General features: G+C 57.1%; 9 protein-coding genes, 2 tRNA genes and 3 rRNA genes. 3 read left to right on the plus strand and 11 right to left on the minus strand.

The features are described from left to right. Position 1: 1 nt before the first annotated feature. From mksB to mksF, 3 genes are read left to right on the plus strand one after another with little or no spacing between them, the layout of a single operon-like run. Positions 2-1282 (plus strand): Mks condensin complex protein MksB, encoded by a 1281-nt coding sequence (gene mksB / locus BW979_RS26190; protein WP_047229374.1) that lies wholly within the window; start codon positions 2-4, stop codon positions 1280-1282. Continuing rightward, on the plus strand, positions 1272-1973 hold the full coding sequence (mksE, locus tag BW979_RS26195; protein WP_047229373.1) for an Mks condensin complex protein MksE: 702 nt from the start codon (positions 1272-1274) through the stop codon (positions 1971-1973). Before mksB ends, mksE begins: the two co-directional genes overlap by 11 nt. Next, the gene (gene mksF / locus BW979_RS26200; RefSeq protein ID WP_047229372.1) at positions 1970-4810 is read left to right on the plus strand and encodes an Mks condensin complex protein MksF; all 2841 of its coding nucleotides are present in this window, start codon (positions 1970-1972) and stop codon (positions 4808-4810) included. Before mksE ends, mksF begins: the two co-directional genes overlap by 4 nt. 177 nt (positions 4811-4987) lie before the next feature. Here the strand turns inward: mksF and BW979_RS26205 are convergent, their stop codons facing one another. The 11 genes from BW979_RS26205 to pssA all read right to left on the minus strand — a co-directional run bounded on the left by BW979_RS26205 (position 4988) and on the right by pssA (position 16986). Further along, positions 4988-7291 carry a PqiB family protein gene (locus tag BW979_RS26205; RefSeq protein ID WP_076386743.1) on the minus strand — a complete coding sequence of 768 codons (2304 nt, stop codon included), beginning with the start codon at positions 7289-7291 and terminating at the stop codon, positions 4988-4990. Continuing rightward, positions 7284-7907, minus strand: coding sequence for a paraquat-inducible protein A (locus BW979_RS26210; protein WP_047229371.1), 624 nt, complete (start codon positions 7905-7907; stop codon positions 7284-7286). The genes BW979_RS26205 and BW979_RS26210 overlap by 8 nt, the downstream gene beginning before the upstream one ends. Continuing rightward, positions 7894-8553 (minus strand): paraquat-inducible protein A, encoded by a 660-nt coding sequence (locus tag BW979_RS26215; RefSeq protein ID WP_047229370.1) that lies wholly within the window; start codon positions 8551-8553, stop codon positions 7894-7896. The genes BW979_RS26210 and BW979_RS26215 overlap by 14 nt, the downstream gene beginning before the upstream one ends. Before the next feature lie 149 nt (positions 8554-8702). After that, positions 8703-8818, minus strand: a 5S ribosomal RNA gene (rrf, locus tag BW979_RS26220). A gap of 150 nt (positions 8819-8968) precedes the next feature. Then, a 23S ribosomal RNA gene (locus BW979_RS26225) occupies positions 8969-11860 on the minus strand. A 248-nt stretch (positions 11861-12108) separates the two neighbouring features. Beyond that, positions 12109-12184, minus strand: a tRNA-Ala gene (locus tag BW979_RS26230). Between the two features lie 27 nt (positions 12185-12211). Further along, positions 12212-12288: transfer RNA gene (locus BW979_RS26235), tRNA-Ile, on the minus strand. A 65-nt stretch (positions 12289-12353) separates the two neighbouring features. Further along, a 16S ribosomal RNA gene (locus tag BW979_RS26240) occupies positions 12354-13890 on the minus strand. Together the 16S, 23S and 5S rRNA genes with 2 tRNA genes alongside form the textbook arrangement of a ribosomal RNA operon. Before the next feature lie 541 nt (positions 13891-14431). After that, on the minus strand, positions 14432-15052 hold the full coding sequence (gene msrQ / locus BW979_RS26245; RefSeq protein ID WP_047229828.1) for a protein-methionine-sulfoxide reductase heme-binding subunit MsrQ: 621 nt from the start codon (positions 15050-15052) through the stop codon (positions 14432-14434). Then, positions 15052-16065, minus strand: coding sequence for a protein-methionine-sulfoxide reductase catalytic subunit MsrP (gene msrP / locus BW979_RS26250; RefSeq protein WP_047229829.1), 1014 nt, complete (start codon positions 16063-16065; stop codon positions 15052-15054). Before msrP ends, msrQ begins: the two co-directional genes overlap by 1 nt. A gap of 63 nt (positions 16066-16128) precedes the next feature. Further along, positions 16129-16986 carry a CDP-diacylglycerol--serine O-phosphatidyltransferase gene (gene pssA / locus BW979_RS26255; RefSeq protein ID WP_076386334.1) on the minus strand — a complete coding sequence of 286 codons (858 nt, stop codon included), beginning with the start codon at positions 16984-16986 and terminating at the stop codon, positions 16129-16131. Between the last annotated feature and the right edge of the window lie 58 nt (positions 16987-17044).

Raw genomic sequence — 17044 nt, forward strand, 5'->3', positions numbered from 1 at the left:
GATGATCGAACCCAAGCGCGTCTTGCGCGCCCTCGCTGAACACTGGGCATTGCTGGAACCTTTGTGCGAGCACTTCGACCAGGGCACCCTGAGCCTCAACGAATTGCGTTCACAATTGGCCGCCCAACAACTGGACAGCACGCCCCAGGACATCACCAACCTGTTGGACGTGTGGATCCGCCTGGACATCCTCGTACCGGTGGCGAAAAGCCCGAACCGTTTCGAGCTCAACGCCCAGATCCATGACTTCCTCGCCTACCTGCGCCGCGAACACCGTCTGGGCCTGTGCCTGGAGATCGAAGCCTACCTGCGCCACCTCGAGCGCCTGGCCGGCTACATCCAGGACGCGTTCGACATTCGCGACGGCAACGACCTGGCCCGCCAGTTGCGCCTGCTGGACATGCGCGTGCGCGACGTACTCAAGAAACTCGCCAACGACGAACAGGCCCTGGTAGCGGTGGCCGAACGGGCCAAGACCAGCGACCGGCAGATTCCGTTGCGCCAGCGCTACGCCGAAGTACTGGCGACCTGGGATGAATACGTCGAACCGATGATCCAGTTGGTGAACGCCGACGGTGCGTTCGAGCAAGGCGTGCGCAAGGTCGAGAATGTGCTGTTGCGCATGCTCACCGAACAGCAGCGCCTCGGCCACCTGGTGGACGATGACATGCTGCTGCGCACCCACGCGCGCATCCTCGAGATGCAGACCAGCGCCCAGTTGACCCTGCGCCATGCCCGCGAATTGCTCCTGCCGCTACGCGAAGAGGCCCGCCGTCACAACGCGGTGACCCGTGGCGCCGCCCTGGCCCTGGCCGCCATTCGGCGCAAAGGCCTCGATGCCGTGCCCCAAGCCGCCATGCCGCTGTTCACCCGCCCGCAAAGCACCTTCCTGGGCAGCGCCAGTCAGGTCGAAGCCTACGTGTATGCCCTGGCCCGTTTCGAACCGAAACCGGCGCGCTTCCCCAAGTCCCACAAGACCCACAAGGGCGGCGAGGCTCCTCGCGCGCCACGCACCGTACGCGAGATGGTCGAGCGTTGCGAAGACGCGCTGCCAATGCCGGACCTGATGACCTGGTTGCTGGAGCAGGAGCCGGACGGCGCCACCGACGAATTGCTGTACTGGTTCTCGCGTCTGTCGCGGGAAAAACGTTTCAAGCGCGAGCGTCTGGAACGCCGCGACTACCACACTCACGAGCATCAGGTCAGCCTGCGCTCCTTCGCCCTGCTCTCGGCCCGCGACACCGCCGCCGAGGATTCTGCGAGCATCCCCCATGCATCTTGATCTATCCGAACTGTCCCAACTGGCGCCGATTTTTCGCGAGCTGTTCAAGGGTTACCACGTCAGCCGCCGCGACCCGGAGCTGTACGCACAACTGTCGAACTTCCAGGACCAGTACCGCACGCTGTTCAAGGCCCTGGGTTTCGAACTGGTGTGCGACACCCGTGGTTTCTACTACTTCGTGCCGGACCTCGCCGCCGCTGCGGTGAACAAGACCGCCCAACGCCTGGCGCTGTTCACCTTCATCCTCGTCGAGCACCTGGCCGACCAGGGCCGCGACCCGATTGCCGTGCTCGACGGTGGTAGCCTGGGCCGCGATGAGCTGCCCTCGCTTCTGGAAAAGTACCGCGACCTGTTCCTTCAGGCCGAAGTGCAGACCCAGGAAGAGCTGGAAGAAAAAATCATGCGCCGCATGACCCAACTGGGTTTTGCCGGCGAAGAGAACGGTGTCTACCGCTTCCTGCCACCGATGCACCGTTTCCTCGACGTCTGCCTGTCGGTCCAGCAGGACCGCGACCTGGCCGCCAGCCTGCACAGCGTGCTGCCGTTGCCTGCACCGGTACTGATCGACGAAGACAGCGACGAAAAGTTGCTGCAAACCGATGATCCGCTGGATCTGAGCGAATTCGAAGGTGAAAGCGAAGAAGACGCACTGGCCCGTGCCATTGCCGAAGAACAGGAGACCGACGCATGAGCAAGGAACGCTACGGCATCCGCCGCTTTGCCCTTTTGAACACCGCCGGCTACAGCCTGGGCCTGTTCCCGCTGGAAGAACCGCTGTCGGTGTACGGCGCGAACAACCTCGGTAAATCCGCGTCGATCAACGCCTTGCAGTTCCCGATCCTGGCGCGCATGTCGGACATGAGCTTCGGCAAGTACAGCCTGGAGCAATCCCGGCGGTTCTACTTTGCCTCGGACACCAGCTACATCCTGGTGGAAGTCGCCCTGCCCCACGGCCCGCACGTGATCGGTGTGGTCGGGCGCGGCCCCGGCGGCGGTTTCGGCCACCAGTTCTTTGCCTACGCCGGCAAGCTGGACCTGGCCCATTATCAGAAAGACGACACCTGCCTGCGTCAGAAAGAGCTGTTCACCAACCTGGAGCGCGAAGGCCTCAAAGCCTACGAACTCAAGCCTGATGAACTGCGGCGCCTGCTGGTGGGCGGTCATACCTCGATTCCGCTGGACCTGACGCTGATCCCGCTGCGCTCCACTAGCGAGCAAAGCCTCAAGACTTTCCGCGCGCTGTTCATCAACCTGTTGCACATGCGCGAAATTACTGCGGCCAAGCTCAAGCAACTGTTCCTCGACGCGTTCGAGCACAGCCTGCGTTCCGGTAGCGTGGATTACATCGCCGCGTGTGAAGAAGCCTTCCGTGATGTACGACGCATGGAGCAGGACTACAACTCCCTGGTGGCTGCCGGTCCGCTGGTGGAGGCCCTGGCCAATGGCGTGAAGCAGCGCGATGTACTGCGCGGCAAACTGCATCGTCTGTCACCGTTGCTCGACTCGCTGCTGGGCACCTGGTCGGACTACGCCAGTGCGCGCAAGGAAGAGCTGACCATCCAGGCCGAACACTACCGCAACGAGCAGGATTCGCTGCAGAACGACCAGCGCGGCGGCACTCAGGAGTTGATGCGCCTGGAACGGGAAATCAGCGGTATCCAGCGCTGGATTGGCGAACTGTCGGTGCTCAAGAACCGCTTTGCCCTGGTGGATGACGTCAAGGTCCTCGAGCAACAACTGCTCGCGGCCAAGGATGCCCACGACGAACTGGCCGGTGCCCTGGCCCAGTCCCGGCAGTTCAGCGCCGAAGACCTGGATGAGCGCCTGCGGGATCTGGAAAAACGCCTGAAGTCGGTCAAGCAGCAACTCGATCACGCCGATAACAACAGCTACGCCCGCCTGCGGGAAGAATTCTCGCAACAGGACGTTGAACGCCTGATGCGCCTGTTCAACAGTGCGCTGTTCAGCCTGCCGCTGGGCGAGCACGGTATCGCGCTGGACGAGAACGGCGAGTGGGTCAAATCCATGGAGCTGATCCTCGACGGCTTCAAAGGTGAGCGTTTCGAAGTACCGGGCCTGTCCATCGACCTGTCCCACATCGAACCGCCGGCCCTGCAAGCCCTGGCCGACCGCGCCGCACTGCGAGACCAGAAAGAACGCCTGGAAAAAGAACTCAAGCAGCTCAAGACCCAGCAAGCGGTGGCCGCCGACCGCGCCGCGAGCAAGACCCAGACCGAGGCGCTGTACCAGCAGGTTCTGGATGCGCAGAAAGCCCTGGAAGACTTCCGCCGCACCCAGACCCTGAGTGCCGAGGAAGGCGAAAAGCTTGAGCAACTGGCGCAGATGGAAGCCGCCCAGGACGAACTCAAGCGCTCCAGCGATGCCTTCACCGAACGTGTCCAGCAGTTGTCCGCCAAGTTGCAACTGGTGGGCCGGCAGATCGCCGACATGGAAGCCAAGCAACGTACCCTCGACGACGCCCTGCGCCGTCGTCAATTGTTGCCAGCGGACCTGCCGTTCGGCACACCGTTCATGGACCCGGTCGACGACTCCATGGACAACCTGCTGCCATTGCTCAATGACTACCAGGACAGCTGGCAGGGTCTGTTGCGGGTCGATGGCCAGATCGAAGCACTGTACGCCCAGGTGCGCCTCAAGGGTGTGGCCAAGTTCGACAGCGAAGACGACATGGAGCGCCGCCTGCAACTGTTGATCAATGCCTATGCCCACCGTACCGACGAAGCCCTGACCCTGGGCAAGGCACGGCGTGCGGCGGTGACTGACATTGCCCGGACCCTGCGCAACATCCGCAGCGACTACGACAGCCTCGAGCATCAACTGGCGCTGTTCAACCGCGAGATCAACAAGCGTCAGGTGTCCAACCTGCAGAGCTTCCGGATCGTCCTGGCGCCGAACAAGGAAGCGCTCAAGCACATCGACCAGATCATCCACAGCGCCGGCCAGTACGAGGAAGGCGAGACCCTGTCGGTGTTCGACCTCAGCCAGAGCGCCGAGCAGGACAACAAGAACGAAGAGGCCAAGGAATACCTGGCCCGCCTGGTGGCGGCCAACCACAACCAGCTCGGCCTCAAGGACCTGTTCGAACTCGCCTTCGAGATCACCAAGGTCAACGGCCAGCCCGTGATCCACACCGATATCGATGGCGCGGCGTCCAACGGCACCACGATGACCATCAAGGCGCTGACCAACATGTATTTGTTGCTGCACCTGATGGACCGCGAACAGGCCGGTCGCGTGCGTCTGCCGTACTACCTTGACGAAGCGGCAGACATCGACGAGAAAAACCAGGCCGCGCTGCTGGAAACCAGCTTGCAGCTGGGTTTTGTGCCGATCCTGGCCAGTGTGAAACCGCAAGTCTGCGCCAGCGTCGCCATCGACCTGGAAGGCGGCAGCGGCCCCAACGGCATCTACATCGACGAGGCGGACTGGAAGTACATCCGCCGTCACGATGCGGTGAAAGCCACGGTGAACGTGCAGGCCGACGAGCCGGAGCTGGATCCGGTTTGAGGTAAATAGCCGGACACAAAAAAGGCCGCGATCCAATGGATCGCGGCCTTTTTCATTGGGCTTTTTAGGATTGTCGCGAGCAGGCTCGCTCCCACAGGTTTAGCGTCGCAATCAGATGACACTTCGTGGGAGCGAGCCTGCTCGCGATGGCGTCAGAACAGACTGATTGCCCCCTGATCACTTACCCAGCTTGATCTTCGGCGCCCAGGTCAGCCACTCCTCTTCAAACTGATCGAACAAGGGGAAGGTCTGCTCCGGTCGCGCCGGGTTGCCCATCCGCTCGCCATCCGGGGTGGCAAAAGCGATGCCGCCCTGGATCAGCGTCTCCAGCGACTCAGTCCGCACTGTCGCGCCTTTGAACAACCCGAAGTCCATGCCGAAGCCACTGGTATTCCAGAATCGCGTGCCGCTGCGCACCAATGGCGCGTACTTGGGCTCGATCAGGATATGGACCAGCACACGGTCCGCCGTCTGGCCCAATTCATAGCCGGTGACCTTGCCCACGGTAATCTCGCGATACGTCACCGGCACGCCGGTCTTCAACGAACCACGGCGAGCGGCGCTCAACACCAGGCTCAGACCGGCTTCAGGGACGGCGTTTTGCGGTGGGCTGGCGAGGGCCACGAAGTTTTTCTGCGGCCCCAGGTTTTTCACCGGTGGCTGTACTTCGATGTACTGCCCGGTCACCAGCGTCTCCAGGTTCGAGGTCTTCATCAGCCCCAGTTCGGGCTTGACCACCCAGAACTGGGAGCCGACCCGAGCAATACGCTCCGGCACTTCGGTGATACGTGCGGTGAGCAGGATAGATTGCATGTCGGCGCTGAGGTCCACGTCCTCGATCTTGCCCACATCCAGCCCTTTGAAACGAATCGGCGTGCCGCTGCGCAAACCGTCGGCGCGATCGACCTTGATCGTCACCATTGTGCCTTTCTGTTGCGCGGCTTCGCGGTCTGCATGCAGGCGGAACCGTGGGATGCGCCTTTTCAACGGCACATTGGGTTCCGGCGTCTCGAAAGAAATGCCGCCGGCCATCAGGCTTTGCAAGGATTCGCTCTTGACCTGGATCCCCCCCGTCAAACCACCCGTGAGCGTAATCCCGCTGGCATTCCAGAACCGGGTCGATCCGTTGACCAGACCTTCGTATTCCTTCTCGATGTGCACACCAATGATCAACTGCTTTTTCTTGCGGGAGAACTGGTAGCTCTGCACCGATCCAACCTTGACCTGTTTGTAGAGAATCGGACTGCCGACCTCCAGCGAACCCAGGTTTTCAGTGAGCAGGACCAGGTGCAGCCCGGGCGAACGCAAGTCCAGAGGTGGCGCCTTCGGCCTGGCTTCAAACTCGCGCTGCGGCGCGCCTCCCTTGTCGCCGGGACGTATGGCGATGTAGTTACCTTTGACCAATGCCTCAAGGCCCGTAATCCCCGCCAGCGAGATCGACGGCTTGACCACCCAGAACTGGGTGCCGGTCACCAGGTAATCTTCGGCCAGTGGGTCTAGGGTCAATTCAGCGGTAGCGCTGGACAGATCCGGATCGACCTTGAGGTTCTTCAGGCTGCCGACCTGAATGCCTTTGTACATCACCGGAGTACGACCGGACTGTAACCCTTCGAAGTCGCTGAGCTTGACCTTCACGCGGATGCCGGCAGCGGCAGCGTCGAAGTCTTCATAAAGACGAAACGGCAGGCTCGGGTCTGTGGGCGGACTGTCTTTGCGACTCTCCGGCGTGGCGAACGCGATACCACCGGCCACGATGCTCGCCAGGGATTCGCTGCGCACTTTGACGCCCGACAGATTGGCATCGATGCTGATGCCGCTGGCATTCCAGAAACGCGTATGTTTACGCACCAGGCCGGCATAAGTCGGTTCGATATAGATTTTGATTTCGACCGTGCTCTGATCCTCCGATAGCAGGTAGCTTTTCACCTGCCCGACCTGAATCTGTTTATAGAACACCGGGCTGCCACGGTTCAGCGAGCCCAGGCGCTCGGCCTTGAGGGTCAGGTGCAAACCAGGCTTGGCGTCCGAGAGCGGCGGCTCTTCGGCCAGGGCCTTGAATTTACGGATCGGCTCCCCTTCCCCCGGGCTGATAGCCACGTAGTTACCGGAAACCAGGGTTTCCAGGCCGGTGATGCCGGCCAGGGTCACGCTCGGCTTGACCAACCAGAAGCGTGTCCCGGTCTTGAGGTATTGCTCGACGTCCTTGTTCATCTCAATGGTCGCGACCACGCCTTTCGAGGTGCCTTCGTCATCGAGCTTGAGGGACTTCACTTTGCCAACCGGCATACCCTTGTAGACGACTTCAGTCTTGTTGACCTGAATACCCTCGCCGCTTTCAAAGCGCACGTTGATCTCGATGCCGGTTTCGTTATAGGCCCGCCAGCCGAGCCAGCCGCCGATAATCAAGGCAATCAGCGGCAAGACCCAAATTGCGGACCAGTTCGAAGCCGGTCGGGTTTTAGCGGTAGGCAAATCAGTCATGGTCGTCATCCGACTCCGTGTTATCCCAAATCAGTCGGGGATCGAAGGTTACTGCGGCAATCATTGTCAAAATCACTACGCTGGCAAAAGCAATTGCACCAAGACCGGCTTCGACACTGGCGAGTCGACCGAAATTCACTACCGCCACCAATATGGCGATCACAAAAATATCCAGCATCGACCAGCGCCCAATGAACTCGATAAAACGGTACATAAGGATGCGTTGCCGCGCAGACATGGGCTGGTGCCGTTGCACGGAAAACAGCAGCAAGGCGATGCCTACCAACTTGAAAGTCGGAACGACGATACTGGCGATGAACACCACGGCGGCAATCGGAATCATCCCGTGCTGAACCAGCTCGATGACCCCGGCCATGATGGTGCTCGGAGCCCCTTGCCCCAACGAGTTGATGGTCATGATCGGTAGCATGTTGGCCGGAATGTAGAGAATCGCGGCAGTGACCAATAACGCCCAGGTCCGCATCAAGCTGTTTGGGCGACGAGGATGAACCAGGGCGCCGCAGCGGGTACAGGTTTGTGTATCGACGTCAGCTTCCTGCCGGTTTAGCTCGTGGCATTCTGTGCAGATCAAAATACCCGCATCAATCGCCCGCATGAGCGTCCTCTCCTGATAACGCTTGCCAGATCTGATGCGGCGACATCACCACCTCCAGCCAGACCTGGACGAGCAACAAACTGATAAAACACGCCAGACCAAGCCCCACGGTAATGGCCGCCATGTCTGCCAACTTGACGATGGCCACCAGCACACCCATGAGGTAAACCTCCAGCATGCCCCAGTCGCGTAAATGGTGATAAATGCGATAGAGCAATAAGCCGTAGCTACGGCCGATATTCCAGCGAATGGTCAGTAACACGGCCAATTGGCAAAGCAGTTTAAGCAGCGGAATACCCATGCTGCACAGGAAAACCACCACCGATACACCTTGCATGCCGGTATTGAACAGGCCGACCACACCACTCCAAACGGTGTCCTGGGAGGATTGGCCGAGCAAATTGAGCTGCATGATGGGTAAAAAGTTCGCCGGCACATACAACAGCAGAGCGGCAATGACCAATGCAAGGCTGCGTTCGACCACATTGTGTCGGTGAGCGTAGAGCTCATACCCACAGCGAGGGCATTCGGCTTTTTCGCCATGGGCCAGCTGGGGCTTGCGCATCAACAGGTCGCACTCATGGCACGCCACCAAGTCATCCAACGGCAGATCTGACAACCGAGGGGCGTCAAACGGATCGGGCATAAAGAGCTCTGGCTCAACTAAGGTGGAGGCTATTCTAGTTCGCTGGCTTGAAAATAACTGTGCAAATTTATTCCGAGCCTCGGCGCAATTTTATTGCGGGCAAAACAAAACCCCTACCTGCGTCAGCAGATAGGGGTTTCGGAATTTAATCTTGACGATGACCTACTCTCACATGGGGAAACCCCACACTACCATCGGCGATGCATCGTTTCACTGCTGAGTTCGGGATGGGATCAGGTGGTTCCAATGCTCTATGGTCGTCAAGAAATTCGGTAGCCAGCGCGTGCCTTGCGGTCACGTTCCAGCAAATGGGTATGCGATAGGTTTGTGTGTTGTGCGAACTTTCGGTTCATAGCGTCTTCACACACCGCAATCTGGTGCCCTGTATCGGGTCAACAAATTGCTTGGGTGTTATATGGTCAAGCCTCACGGGCAATTAGTATGGGTTAGCTCAACGCCTCACAGCGCTTACACACCCCACCTATCAACGTCGTAGTCTTCGACGGCCCTTCAGGGGACTCAAGGTCCCAGTGAGATCTCATCTTGAGGCAAGTTTCCCGCTTAGATGCTTTCAGCGGTTATCTTTTCCGAACATAGCTACCCGGCAATGCCACTGGCGTGACAACCGGAACACCAGAGGTTCGTCCACTCCGGTCCTCTCGTACTAGGAGCAGCCCCTCTCAAATCTCAAACGTCCACGGCAGATAGGGACCGAACTGTCTCACGACGTTCTAAACCCAGCTCGCGTACCACTTTAAATGGCGAACAGCCATACCCTTGGGACCGGCTTCAGCCCCAGGATGTGATGAGCCGACATCGAGGTGCCAAACACCGCCGTCGATATGAACTCTTGGGCGGTATCAGCCTGTTATCCCCGGAGTACCTTTTATCCGTTGAGCGATGGCCCTTCCATACAGAACCACCGGATCACTAAGACCTACTTTCGTACCTGCTCGACGTGTCTGTCTCGCAGTCAAGCGCGCTTTTGCCTTTATACTCTACGACCGATTTCCGACCGGTCTGAGCGCACCTTCGTACTCCTCCGTTACTCTTTAGGAGGAGACCGCCCCAGTCAAACTACCCACCATACACTGTCCTCGATCCGGATAACGGACCTGAGTTAGAACCTCAAAGTTGCCAGGGTGGTATTTCAAGGATGGCTCCACGCGAACTGGCGTCCACGCTTCAAAGCCTCCCACCTATCCTACACAAGCAAATTCAAAGTCCAGTGCAAAGCTATAGTAAAGGTTCACGGGGTCTTTCCGTCTAGCCGCGGATACACTGCATCTTCACAGCGATTTCAATTTCACTGAGTCTCGGGTGGAGACAGCGCCGCCATCGTTACGCCATTCGTGCAGGTCGGAACTTACCCGACAAGGAATTTCGCTACCTTAGGACCGTTATAGTTACGGCCGCCGTTTACCGGGGCTTCGATCAAGAGCTTCGCGTTAGCTAACCCCATCAATTAACCTTCCGGCACCGGGCAGGCGTCACACCCTATACGTCCACTTTCGTGTTTGCAGAGTGCTGTGTTTTTAATAAACAGTCGCAGCGGCCTGGTATCTTCGACCGGCGTGGGCTTACGCAGCAAGTGCTTCACCCTCACCGGCGCACCTTCTCCCGAAGTTACGGTGCCATTTTGCCTAGTTCCTTCACCCGAGTTCTCTCAAGCGCCTTGGTATTCTCTACCCAACCACCTGTGTCGGTTTGGGGTACGGTTCCTGGTTACCTGAAGCTTAGAAGCTTTTCTTGGAAGCATGGCATCAACCACTTCGTCACCCAAAGGGTAACTCGTCATCAGCTCTCGGCCTTAGAATCCCGGATTTACCTAAGATTCCAGCCTACCACCTTAAACTTGGACAACCAACGCCAAGCTGGCCTAGCCTTCTCCGTCCCTCCATCGCAATAACCAGAAGTACAGGAATATTAACCTGTTTTCCATCGACTACGCTTTTCAGCCTCGCCTTAGGGACCGACTAACCCTGCGTCGATTAACGTTGCGCAGGAAACCTTGGTCTTTCGGCGTGGGTGTTTTTCACACCCATTGTCGTTACTCATGTCAGCATTCGCACTTCTGATACCTCCAGCAAGCTTCTCAACTCACCTTCACAGGCTTACAGAACGCTCCTCTACCGCATCACCTAAGTGATACCCGTAGCTTCGGTGTATGGTTTGAGCCCCGTTACATCTTCCGCGCAGGCCGACTCGACTAGTGAGCTATTACGCTTTCTTTAAAGGGTGGCTGCTTCTAAGCCAACCTCCTAGCTGTCTAAGCCTTCCCACATCGTTTCCCACTTAACCATAACTTTGGGACCTTAGCTGACGGTCTGGGTTGTTTCCCTTTTCACGACGGACGTTAGCACCCGCCGTGTGTCTCCCATGCTCGGCACTTGTAGGTATTCGGAGTTTGCATCGGTTTGGTAAGTCGGGATGACCCCCTAGCCGAAACAGTGCTCTACCCCCTACAGTGATACATGAGGCGCTACCTAAATAGCTTTCGAGGAGAACCAGCTATCTCCGAGCTTGATTAGCCTTTCACTCCGATCCACAGGTCATCCGCTAACTTTTCAACGGTAGTCGGTTCGGTCCTCCAGTTAGTGTTACCCAACCTTCAACCTGCCCATGGATAGATCGCCCGGTTTCGGGTCTATTCCCAGCGACTAGACGCCCTATTAAGACTCGCTTTCGCTACGCCTCCCCTATTCGGTTAAGCTCGCCACTGAAAATAAGTCGCTGACCCATTATACAAAAGGTACGCAGTCACCCAACAAAGTGGGCTCCCACTGCTTGTACGCATACGGTTTCAGGATCTATTTCACTCCCCTCTCCGGGGTTCTTTTCGCCTTTCCCTCACGGTACTAGTTCACTATCGGTCAGTCAGTAGTATTTAGCCTTGGAGGATGGTCCCCCCATATTCAGACAAAGTTTCTCGTGCTCCGTCCTACTCGATTTCATGACTAAGAGATTTTCGCGTACAGGGCTATCACCCACTATGGCCGCACTTTCCAGAGCGTTCCGCTAATCTCAAAGCCACTTAAGGGCTAGTCCCCGTTCGCTCGCCACTACTAAGGGAATCTCGGTTGATTTCTTTTCCTCAGGGTACTTAGATGTTTCAGTTCCCCTGGTTCGCCTCTTGCACCTATGTATTCAGTACAAGATAACCATCTTATGATGGCTGGGTTCCCCCATTCAGACATCTCCGGATCAAAGTCTGTTTGCCGACTCCCCGAAGCTTTTCGCAGGCTACCACGTCTTTCATCGCCTCTGACTGCCAAGGCATCCACCGTATGCGCTTCTTCACTTGACCATATAACCCCAAGCAATCTGGTTATACTGTGAAGACGACATTCGCCGAAAATTCGCATGCTCTAAGAGCAACTCACAAATTTTACCTTAGCCTGATCCGTTACCAGTGAAAGTAACGTCCAGTCTATCTTTCTATCACATACCCAAATTTTTAAAGAACGATCTAATCAAAAGACTAGAAATCAACATTCAGCACCGTCTTGGTGGAATGCTCATTTCTAAGCTTTAAACGTTGGTGCCAATCTGTAATGGTGGAGCCAAGCGGGATCGAACCGCTGACCTCCTGCGTGCAAGGCAGGCGCTCTCCCAGCTGAGCTATGGCCCCGTATTTCTACAGGGAACACCATGAAATTGGTGGGTCTGGGCAGATTCGAACTGCCGACCTCACCCTTATCAGGGGTGCGCTCTAACCAACTGAGCTACAGACCCAATCGTCTTCTTCAATGAATCAAGCAATTCGTGTGGGAGCTCATGAAGCAGCTGCGGTCGTCGATTAAGGAGGTGATCCAGCCGCAGGTTCCCCTACGGCTACCTTGTTACGACTTCACCCCAGTCATGAATCACACCGTGGTAACCGTCCCCCCGAAGGTTAGACTAGCTACTTCTGGTGCAACCCACTCCCATGGTGTGACGGGCGGTGTGTACAAGGCCCGGGAACGTATTCACCGCGACATTCTGATTCGCGATTACTAGCGATTCCGACTTCACGCAGTCGAGTTGCAGACTGCGATCCGGACTACGATCGGTTTTGTGGGATTAGCTCCACCTCGCGGCTTGGCAACCCTCTGTACCGACCATTGTAGCACGTGTGTAGCCCAGGCCGTAAGGGCCATGATGACTTGACGTCATCCCCACCTTCCTCCGGTTTGTCACCGGCAGTCTCCTTAGAGTGCCCACCACGACGTGCTGGTAACTAAGGACAAGGGTTGCGCTCGTTACGGGACTTAACCCAACATCTCACGACACGAGCTGACGACAGCCATGCAGCACCTGTCTCAATGTTCCCGAAGGCACCAATCCATCTCTGGAAAGTTCATTGGATGTCAAGGCCTGGTAAGGTTCTTCGCGTTGCTTCGAATTAAACCACATGCTCCACCGCTTGTGCGGGCCCCCGTCAATTCATTTGAGTTTTAACCTTGCGGCCGTACTCCCCAGGCGGTCAACTTAATGCGTTAGCTGCGCCACTAAGAGCTCAAGGCTCCCAACGGCTAGTTGACATCGTTTACGGCGTGGACTACCAGGGTATCTAATCCTGTTTGCTCCCCACGCTTTCGCACCTCAGTGTCAGTATCAGTCCAGGTGGTCGCCTTCGCCACTGGTGTTCCTTCCTATATCTACGCATTTCACCGCTACACAGGAAATTCCACCACCCTCTACCATACTCTAGCTCGACAGTTTTGAATGCAGTTCCCAGGTTGAGCCCGGGGATTTCACATCCAACTTAACGAACCACCTACGCGCGCTTTACGCCCAGTAATTCCGATTAACGCTTGCACCCTCTGTATTACCGCGGCTGCTGGCACAGAGTTAGCCGGTGCTTATTCTGTCGGTAACGTCAAAACACTAACGTATTAGGTTAATGCTCTTCCTCCCAACTTAAAGTGCTTTACAATCCGAAGACCTTCTTCACACACGCGGCATGGCTGGATCAGGCTTTCGCCCATTGTCCAATATTCCCCACTGCTGCCTCCCGTAGGAGTCTGGACCGTGTCTCAGTTCCAGTGTGACTGATCATCCTCTCAGACCAGTTACGGATCGTCGCCTTGGTGAGCCATTACCTCACCAACTAGCTAATCCGACCTAGGCTCATCTGATAGCGCAAGGCCCGAAGGTCCCCTGCTTTCTCCCGTAGGACGTATGCGGTATTAGCGTCCGTTTCCGAGCGTTATCCCCCACTACCAGGCAGATTCCTAGGCTTTACTCACCCGTCCGCCGCTCTCAAGAGGTGCAAGCACCTCTCTACCGCTCGACTTGCATGTGTTAGGCCTGCCGCCAGCGTTCAATCTGAGCCATGATCAAACTCTTCAGTTCAAACATCTTTGGGTTTTGAGAAAACCCTAAACTTGGCTCAGCAATCGTTGGTTACATCTTTGATTTCTCGCGGAGTAACTTGTGATGCTGATAATCTGTTGACTAGCAGTCTGACTCCACAAGCACCCACACGAATTGCTTGATTCAGTTGTTAAAGAGCGGTGGGTTGAGCCTTTCGTCTCAACCGAGGCGCGCATTCTACAGCGCCCGGTGTATCTGTCAAGCGGTTATTTTAAGAAGTTTTCAAAGTTTCCTCTGCAACTTCAACCACTTGCGCTTCCGATCTCTCGTTAGCGGGAGGCGAATTCTACAGCGTTACTCGCTGCTGTCAACACCTCTTTTTGACGCTTTCGATCGAGAAGATCGAATCGTTAACGGAGCCAGAAAAACCGCCCCACCAACTGCTTCCCAAGCTTCGATGACCTGAAGCCCTGCGCTGCCTAAAATCGTTTAACTCATTGAAACTCAAGGAGTTTTTCGTTTCGACTGCGCCGGAAGTGGGGCGAATTATAGACGTCCAGGATTTGCCGTCAAGCGTTAATTACGCTTTTGTTGCAGAAGGTGCTTTGCGTCCAATTAAACGCGGTATCCGGCGCGTAACCACAGGAATTCGAAGCATCAAAAGCACAGCACCTATAAAGGCGTAAATCGACCACTCCTTAAGATCCGCCCGCACAATCCACAACATATGCAGCAATCCAAGGCCCAAGATCGGATAAACCAGGCGATGCAGTTTTTTCCAGCGCGCGCCCAGTCGCCGCTGACTGTAGCGATTGGAAGTAATCGCCAGCGCCAAGAGCCCCAGAAACCCGAGCGCTCCTACGATAATATAAGGTCGCTTGCTCAGCTCGACGCCCAGTTGCGACCAATCGAACCCCAGGATGAACGCCGTATACCCACTCAAATGCAGCACCACATAAGCAAAGCACCACAATCCCAGCTGACGCCTGACCGCGATCCACCCTGCCCACCCCGTGAGTTTCTGCAACGGCGTCATGCTCAAGGTGATCAACAACAAAATAAGCGTGCCCAACCCGAGCCGATCCACCAGCACCTTGCCTGGGTCAGGCCCCAACTTATTCATCAACGCTTCGTAGAGCCAGAGCAACGGCCAAACCGCCGCCGCGACAAAGACGCCGATTCGCCAGACTGGAAAACGCATCAGTAGTCCTTCCTCAAGTCCATCCCTGCATATAAAGAAGCGACTTCATCCTGATAGCCGTTGAACATCAACGTATCGCGCACGTTAGGACTGAACAGCCCGCTCGGCAGACGGCGCTCCCGTGCCTGGGTCCAACGCGGGTGATCGACCGTCGGATTGACATTGGCGTAAAAGCCGTACTCGTCGGACGCAATGCTCTGCCAGGTGGTCTTGGGCTGCTCGCTGACCAGACTGATGCGCACAATGGACTTCACACTTTTGAACCCGTACTTCCACGGCACCACCAAGCGCAACGGTGCACCGTTCTGATTCGGCAACTCTCGCCCATACATCCCAACCGCCATGATTGCCAGCGGATTCATCGCTTCATCCAGTCGCAAGCCCTCGACATAAGGCCAGTCGATCAAAGCAAACCCTGAGCGCTGCCCTGGCATAGTCTTGGGATCCTGCAGGGTTTCGAAACGAATGTACTTGGCCTTGGAGGTCGGCTCGACCTGCTTGAGCAACGCCGAAATGGGAAAGCCAATCCATGGGATAACCATGGACCAGGCCTCCACGCACCGCAGGCGATAGATTCGCTCCTCCAACTGGTAAGGTTTCATGAAGTCTTCCAACGCATAGCGCCCCGGCTTGCCCACTTCCCCATCGACCACCACGCTCCAGGGCTCGGTTTTCAAGGATCCGGCATTGGCCGCCGGATCACCTTTGCCGGTTCCGAACTCATAGAAATTGTTGTAATGGGTGGCGTCTTTAAAAGGGGTGATGGACTCATCCTTGACCGTAACCGCGCCCCATTGGGTGGACGGCAGCTTCTCGGCAAACCACGACGGCGCCTTGCCGGGCTCGACATCCGCATAACGCGCAACATCGGCAGCACTGGCCCAACGCGGAAGACCGCTGACGGCAAGCCCCGCCATGGCGGCCCCAAGCATTTGGCGACGGGATAGATAGAGGGATTCTGGCGTGACGTCCGACTCAAGGCAGTCGGACGACTTGGGGATCTTGATCAGCATGACAACTCCGCAGCATTGGAGGGCAGATGCACCAATAGACTGCGGAGTATGAGGGAAATTACATCACTCGGCTTTTTTGTGTCGGCGCAGGCGCAACAGGTATTGAACCGGGCCGGAAGCGGCATAGGCGAGGAATACCAGCAACAAGATACGTGGCGGATCACTGAAGACCACCGCGAACACCAGCACCACCGCCAGAATCGCAACGAACGGCACTCGCCCTTTGAGATCCAGCTCCTTGAAGCTGTTGTACTTGATGTTGCTGACCATCAGCATACCGGCCGCCGCTACCAGCAGCGCCACAAGGAACGACATCTTCGATCCCTGGATACCGTAGTCGCTGAAAGCCCAAACAACACCGGCTACGACACCCGCAGCGGCAGGACTCGCCAAGCCGATGAAGTAGCGCTTGTCAGCCGTACCGACCTGGGTATTGAAACGTGCCAGACGCAACGCGGCACCGGCGACATAGATGAAAGCGACCATCCAGCCAACCTTGCCCATGTCCCCCAGCGCCCAACCGAACGCCAGCAAGGCCGGGGCCACGCCGAAAGCGACCATGTCCGACAGCGAATCGTACTCGGCACCGAACGCGCTCTGGGTATTGGTCATGCGGGCCACACGCCCGTCCAGGCCATCGAGCACCATGGCGACAAAGATCGCGATGGCAGCGAAGGCAAAGTAACGACTCGCCCCGGCGCTATCGCCGGCGCTCAAGGCCGCTTGGGCGCTCATGGAGCTGATGATGGAATAGAAACCGGCGAACAGGTTCGCGGTGGTGAACAGATTCGGCAGCAGATAGATGCCACGGTGCCGGACCTTACGGCCTTCAGCGTCATGTCCTTCTTCGACGTGCTCATCGATGGGCAGCAGGCTTTCGGCGTCAGGAGCCTGGTTGGGCTCGTCGGGGCGTTCGCTCATGGACAGTACCTTGCAACGGTGTGAAAAATTCGACAGGTGTCTGGGACGAGGGTTCGGC

The sequence above is a fragment of the Pseudomonas sp. A214 genome, from assembly GCF_900156295.1.
GTDB lineage: Bacteria > Pseudomonadota > Gammaproteobacteria > Pseudomonadales > Pseudomonadaceae > Aquipseudomonas > Aquipseudomonas rhizophila.

What these genes read in the sequence shown, in the direction of transcription:
- mksB (WP_047229374.1), top strand. Translation starts at nt 2, where the DNA reads ATGATCGAACCCAAGCGCGTCTTGCGCGCCCTCGCTGAACACTGGGCA.
- mksE (WP_047229373.1), top strand. Translation starts at nt 1,272, where the DNA reads ATGCATCTTGATCTATCCGAACTGTCCCAACTGGCGCCGATTTTTCGC.
- mksF (WP_047229372.1), top strand. Translation starts at nt 1,970, where the DNA reads ATGAGCAAGGAACGCTACGGCATCCGCCGCTTTGCCCTTTTGAACACC.
- BW979_RS26205 (WP_076386743.1), bottom strand. Translation starts at nt 7,291, where the DNA reads ATGACTGATTTGCCTACCGCTAAAACCCGACCGGCTTCGAACTGGTCC.
- BW979_RS26210 (WP_047229371.1), bottom strand. Translation starts at nt 7,907, where the DNA reads ATGCGGGCGATTGATGCGGGTATTTTGATCTGCACAGAATGCCACGAG.
- BW979_RS26215 (WP_047229370.1), bottom strand. Translation starts at nt 8,553, where the DNA reads ATGCCCGATCCGTTTGACGCCCCTCGGTTGTCAGATCTGCCGTTGGAT.
- msrQ (WP_047229828.1), bottom strand. Translation starts at nt 15,052, where the DNA reads ATGCGTTTTCCAGTCTGGCGAATCGGCGTCTTTGTCGCGGCGGCGGTT.
- msrP (WP_047229829.1), bottom strand. Translation starts at nt 16,065, where the DNA reads ATGCTGATCAAGATCCCCAAGTCGTCCGACTGCCTTGAGTCGGACGTC.
- pssA (WP_076386334.1), bottom strand. Translation starts at nt 16,986, where the DNA reads ATGAGCGAACGCCCCGACGAGCCCAACCAGGCTCCTGACGCCGAAAGC.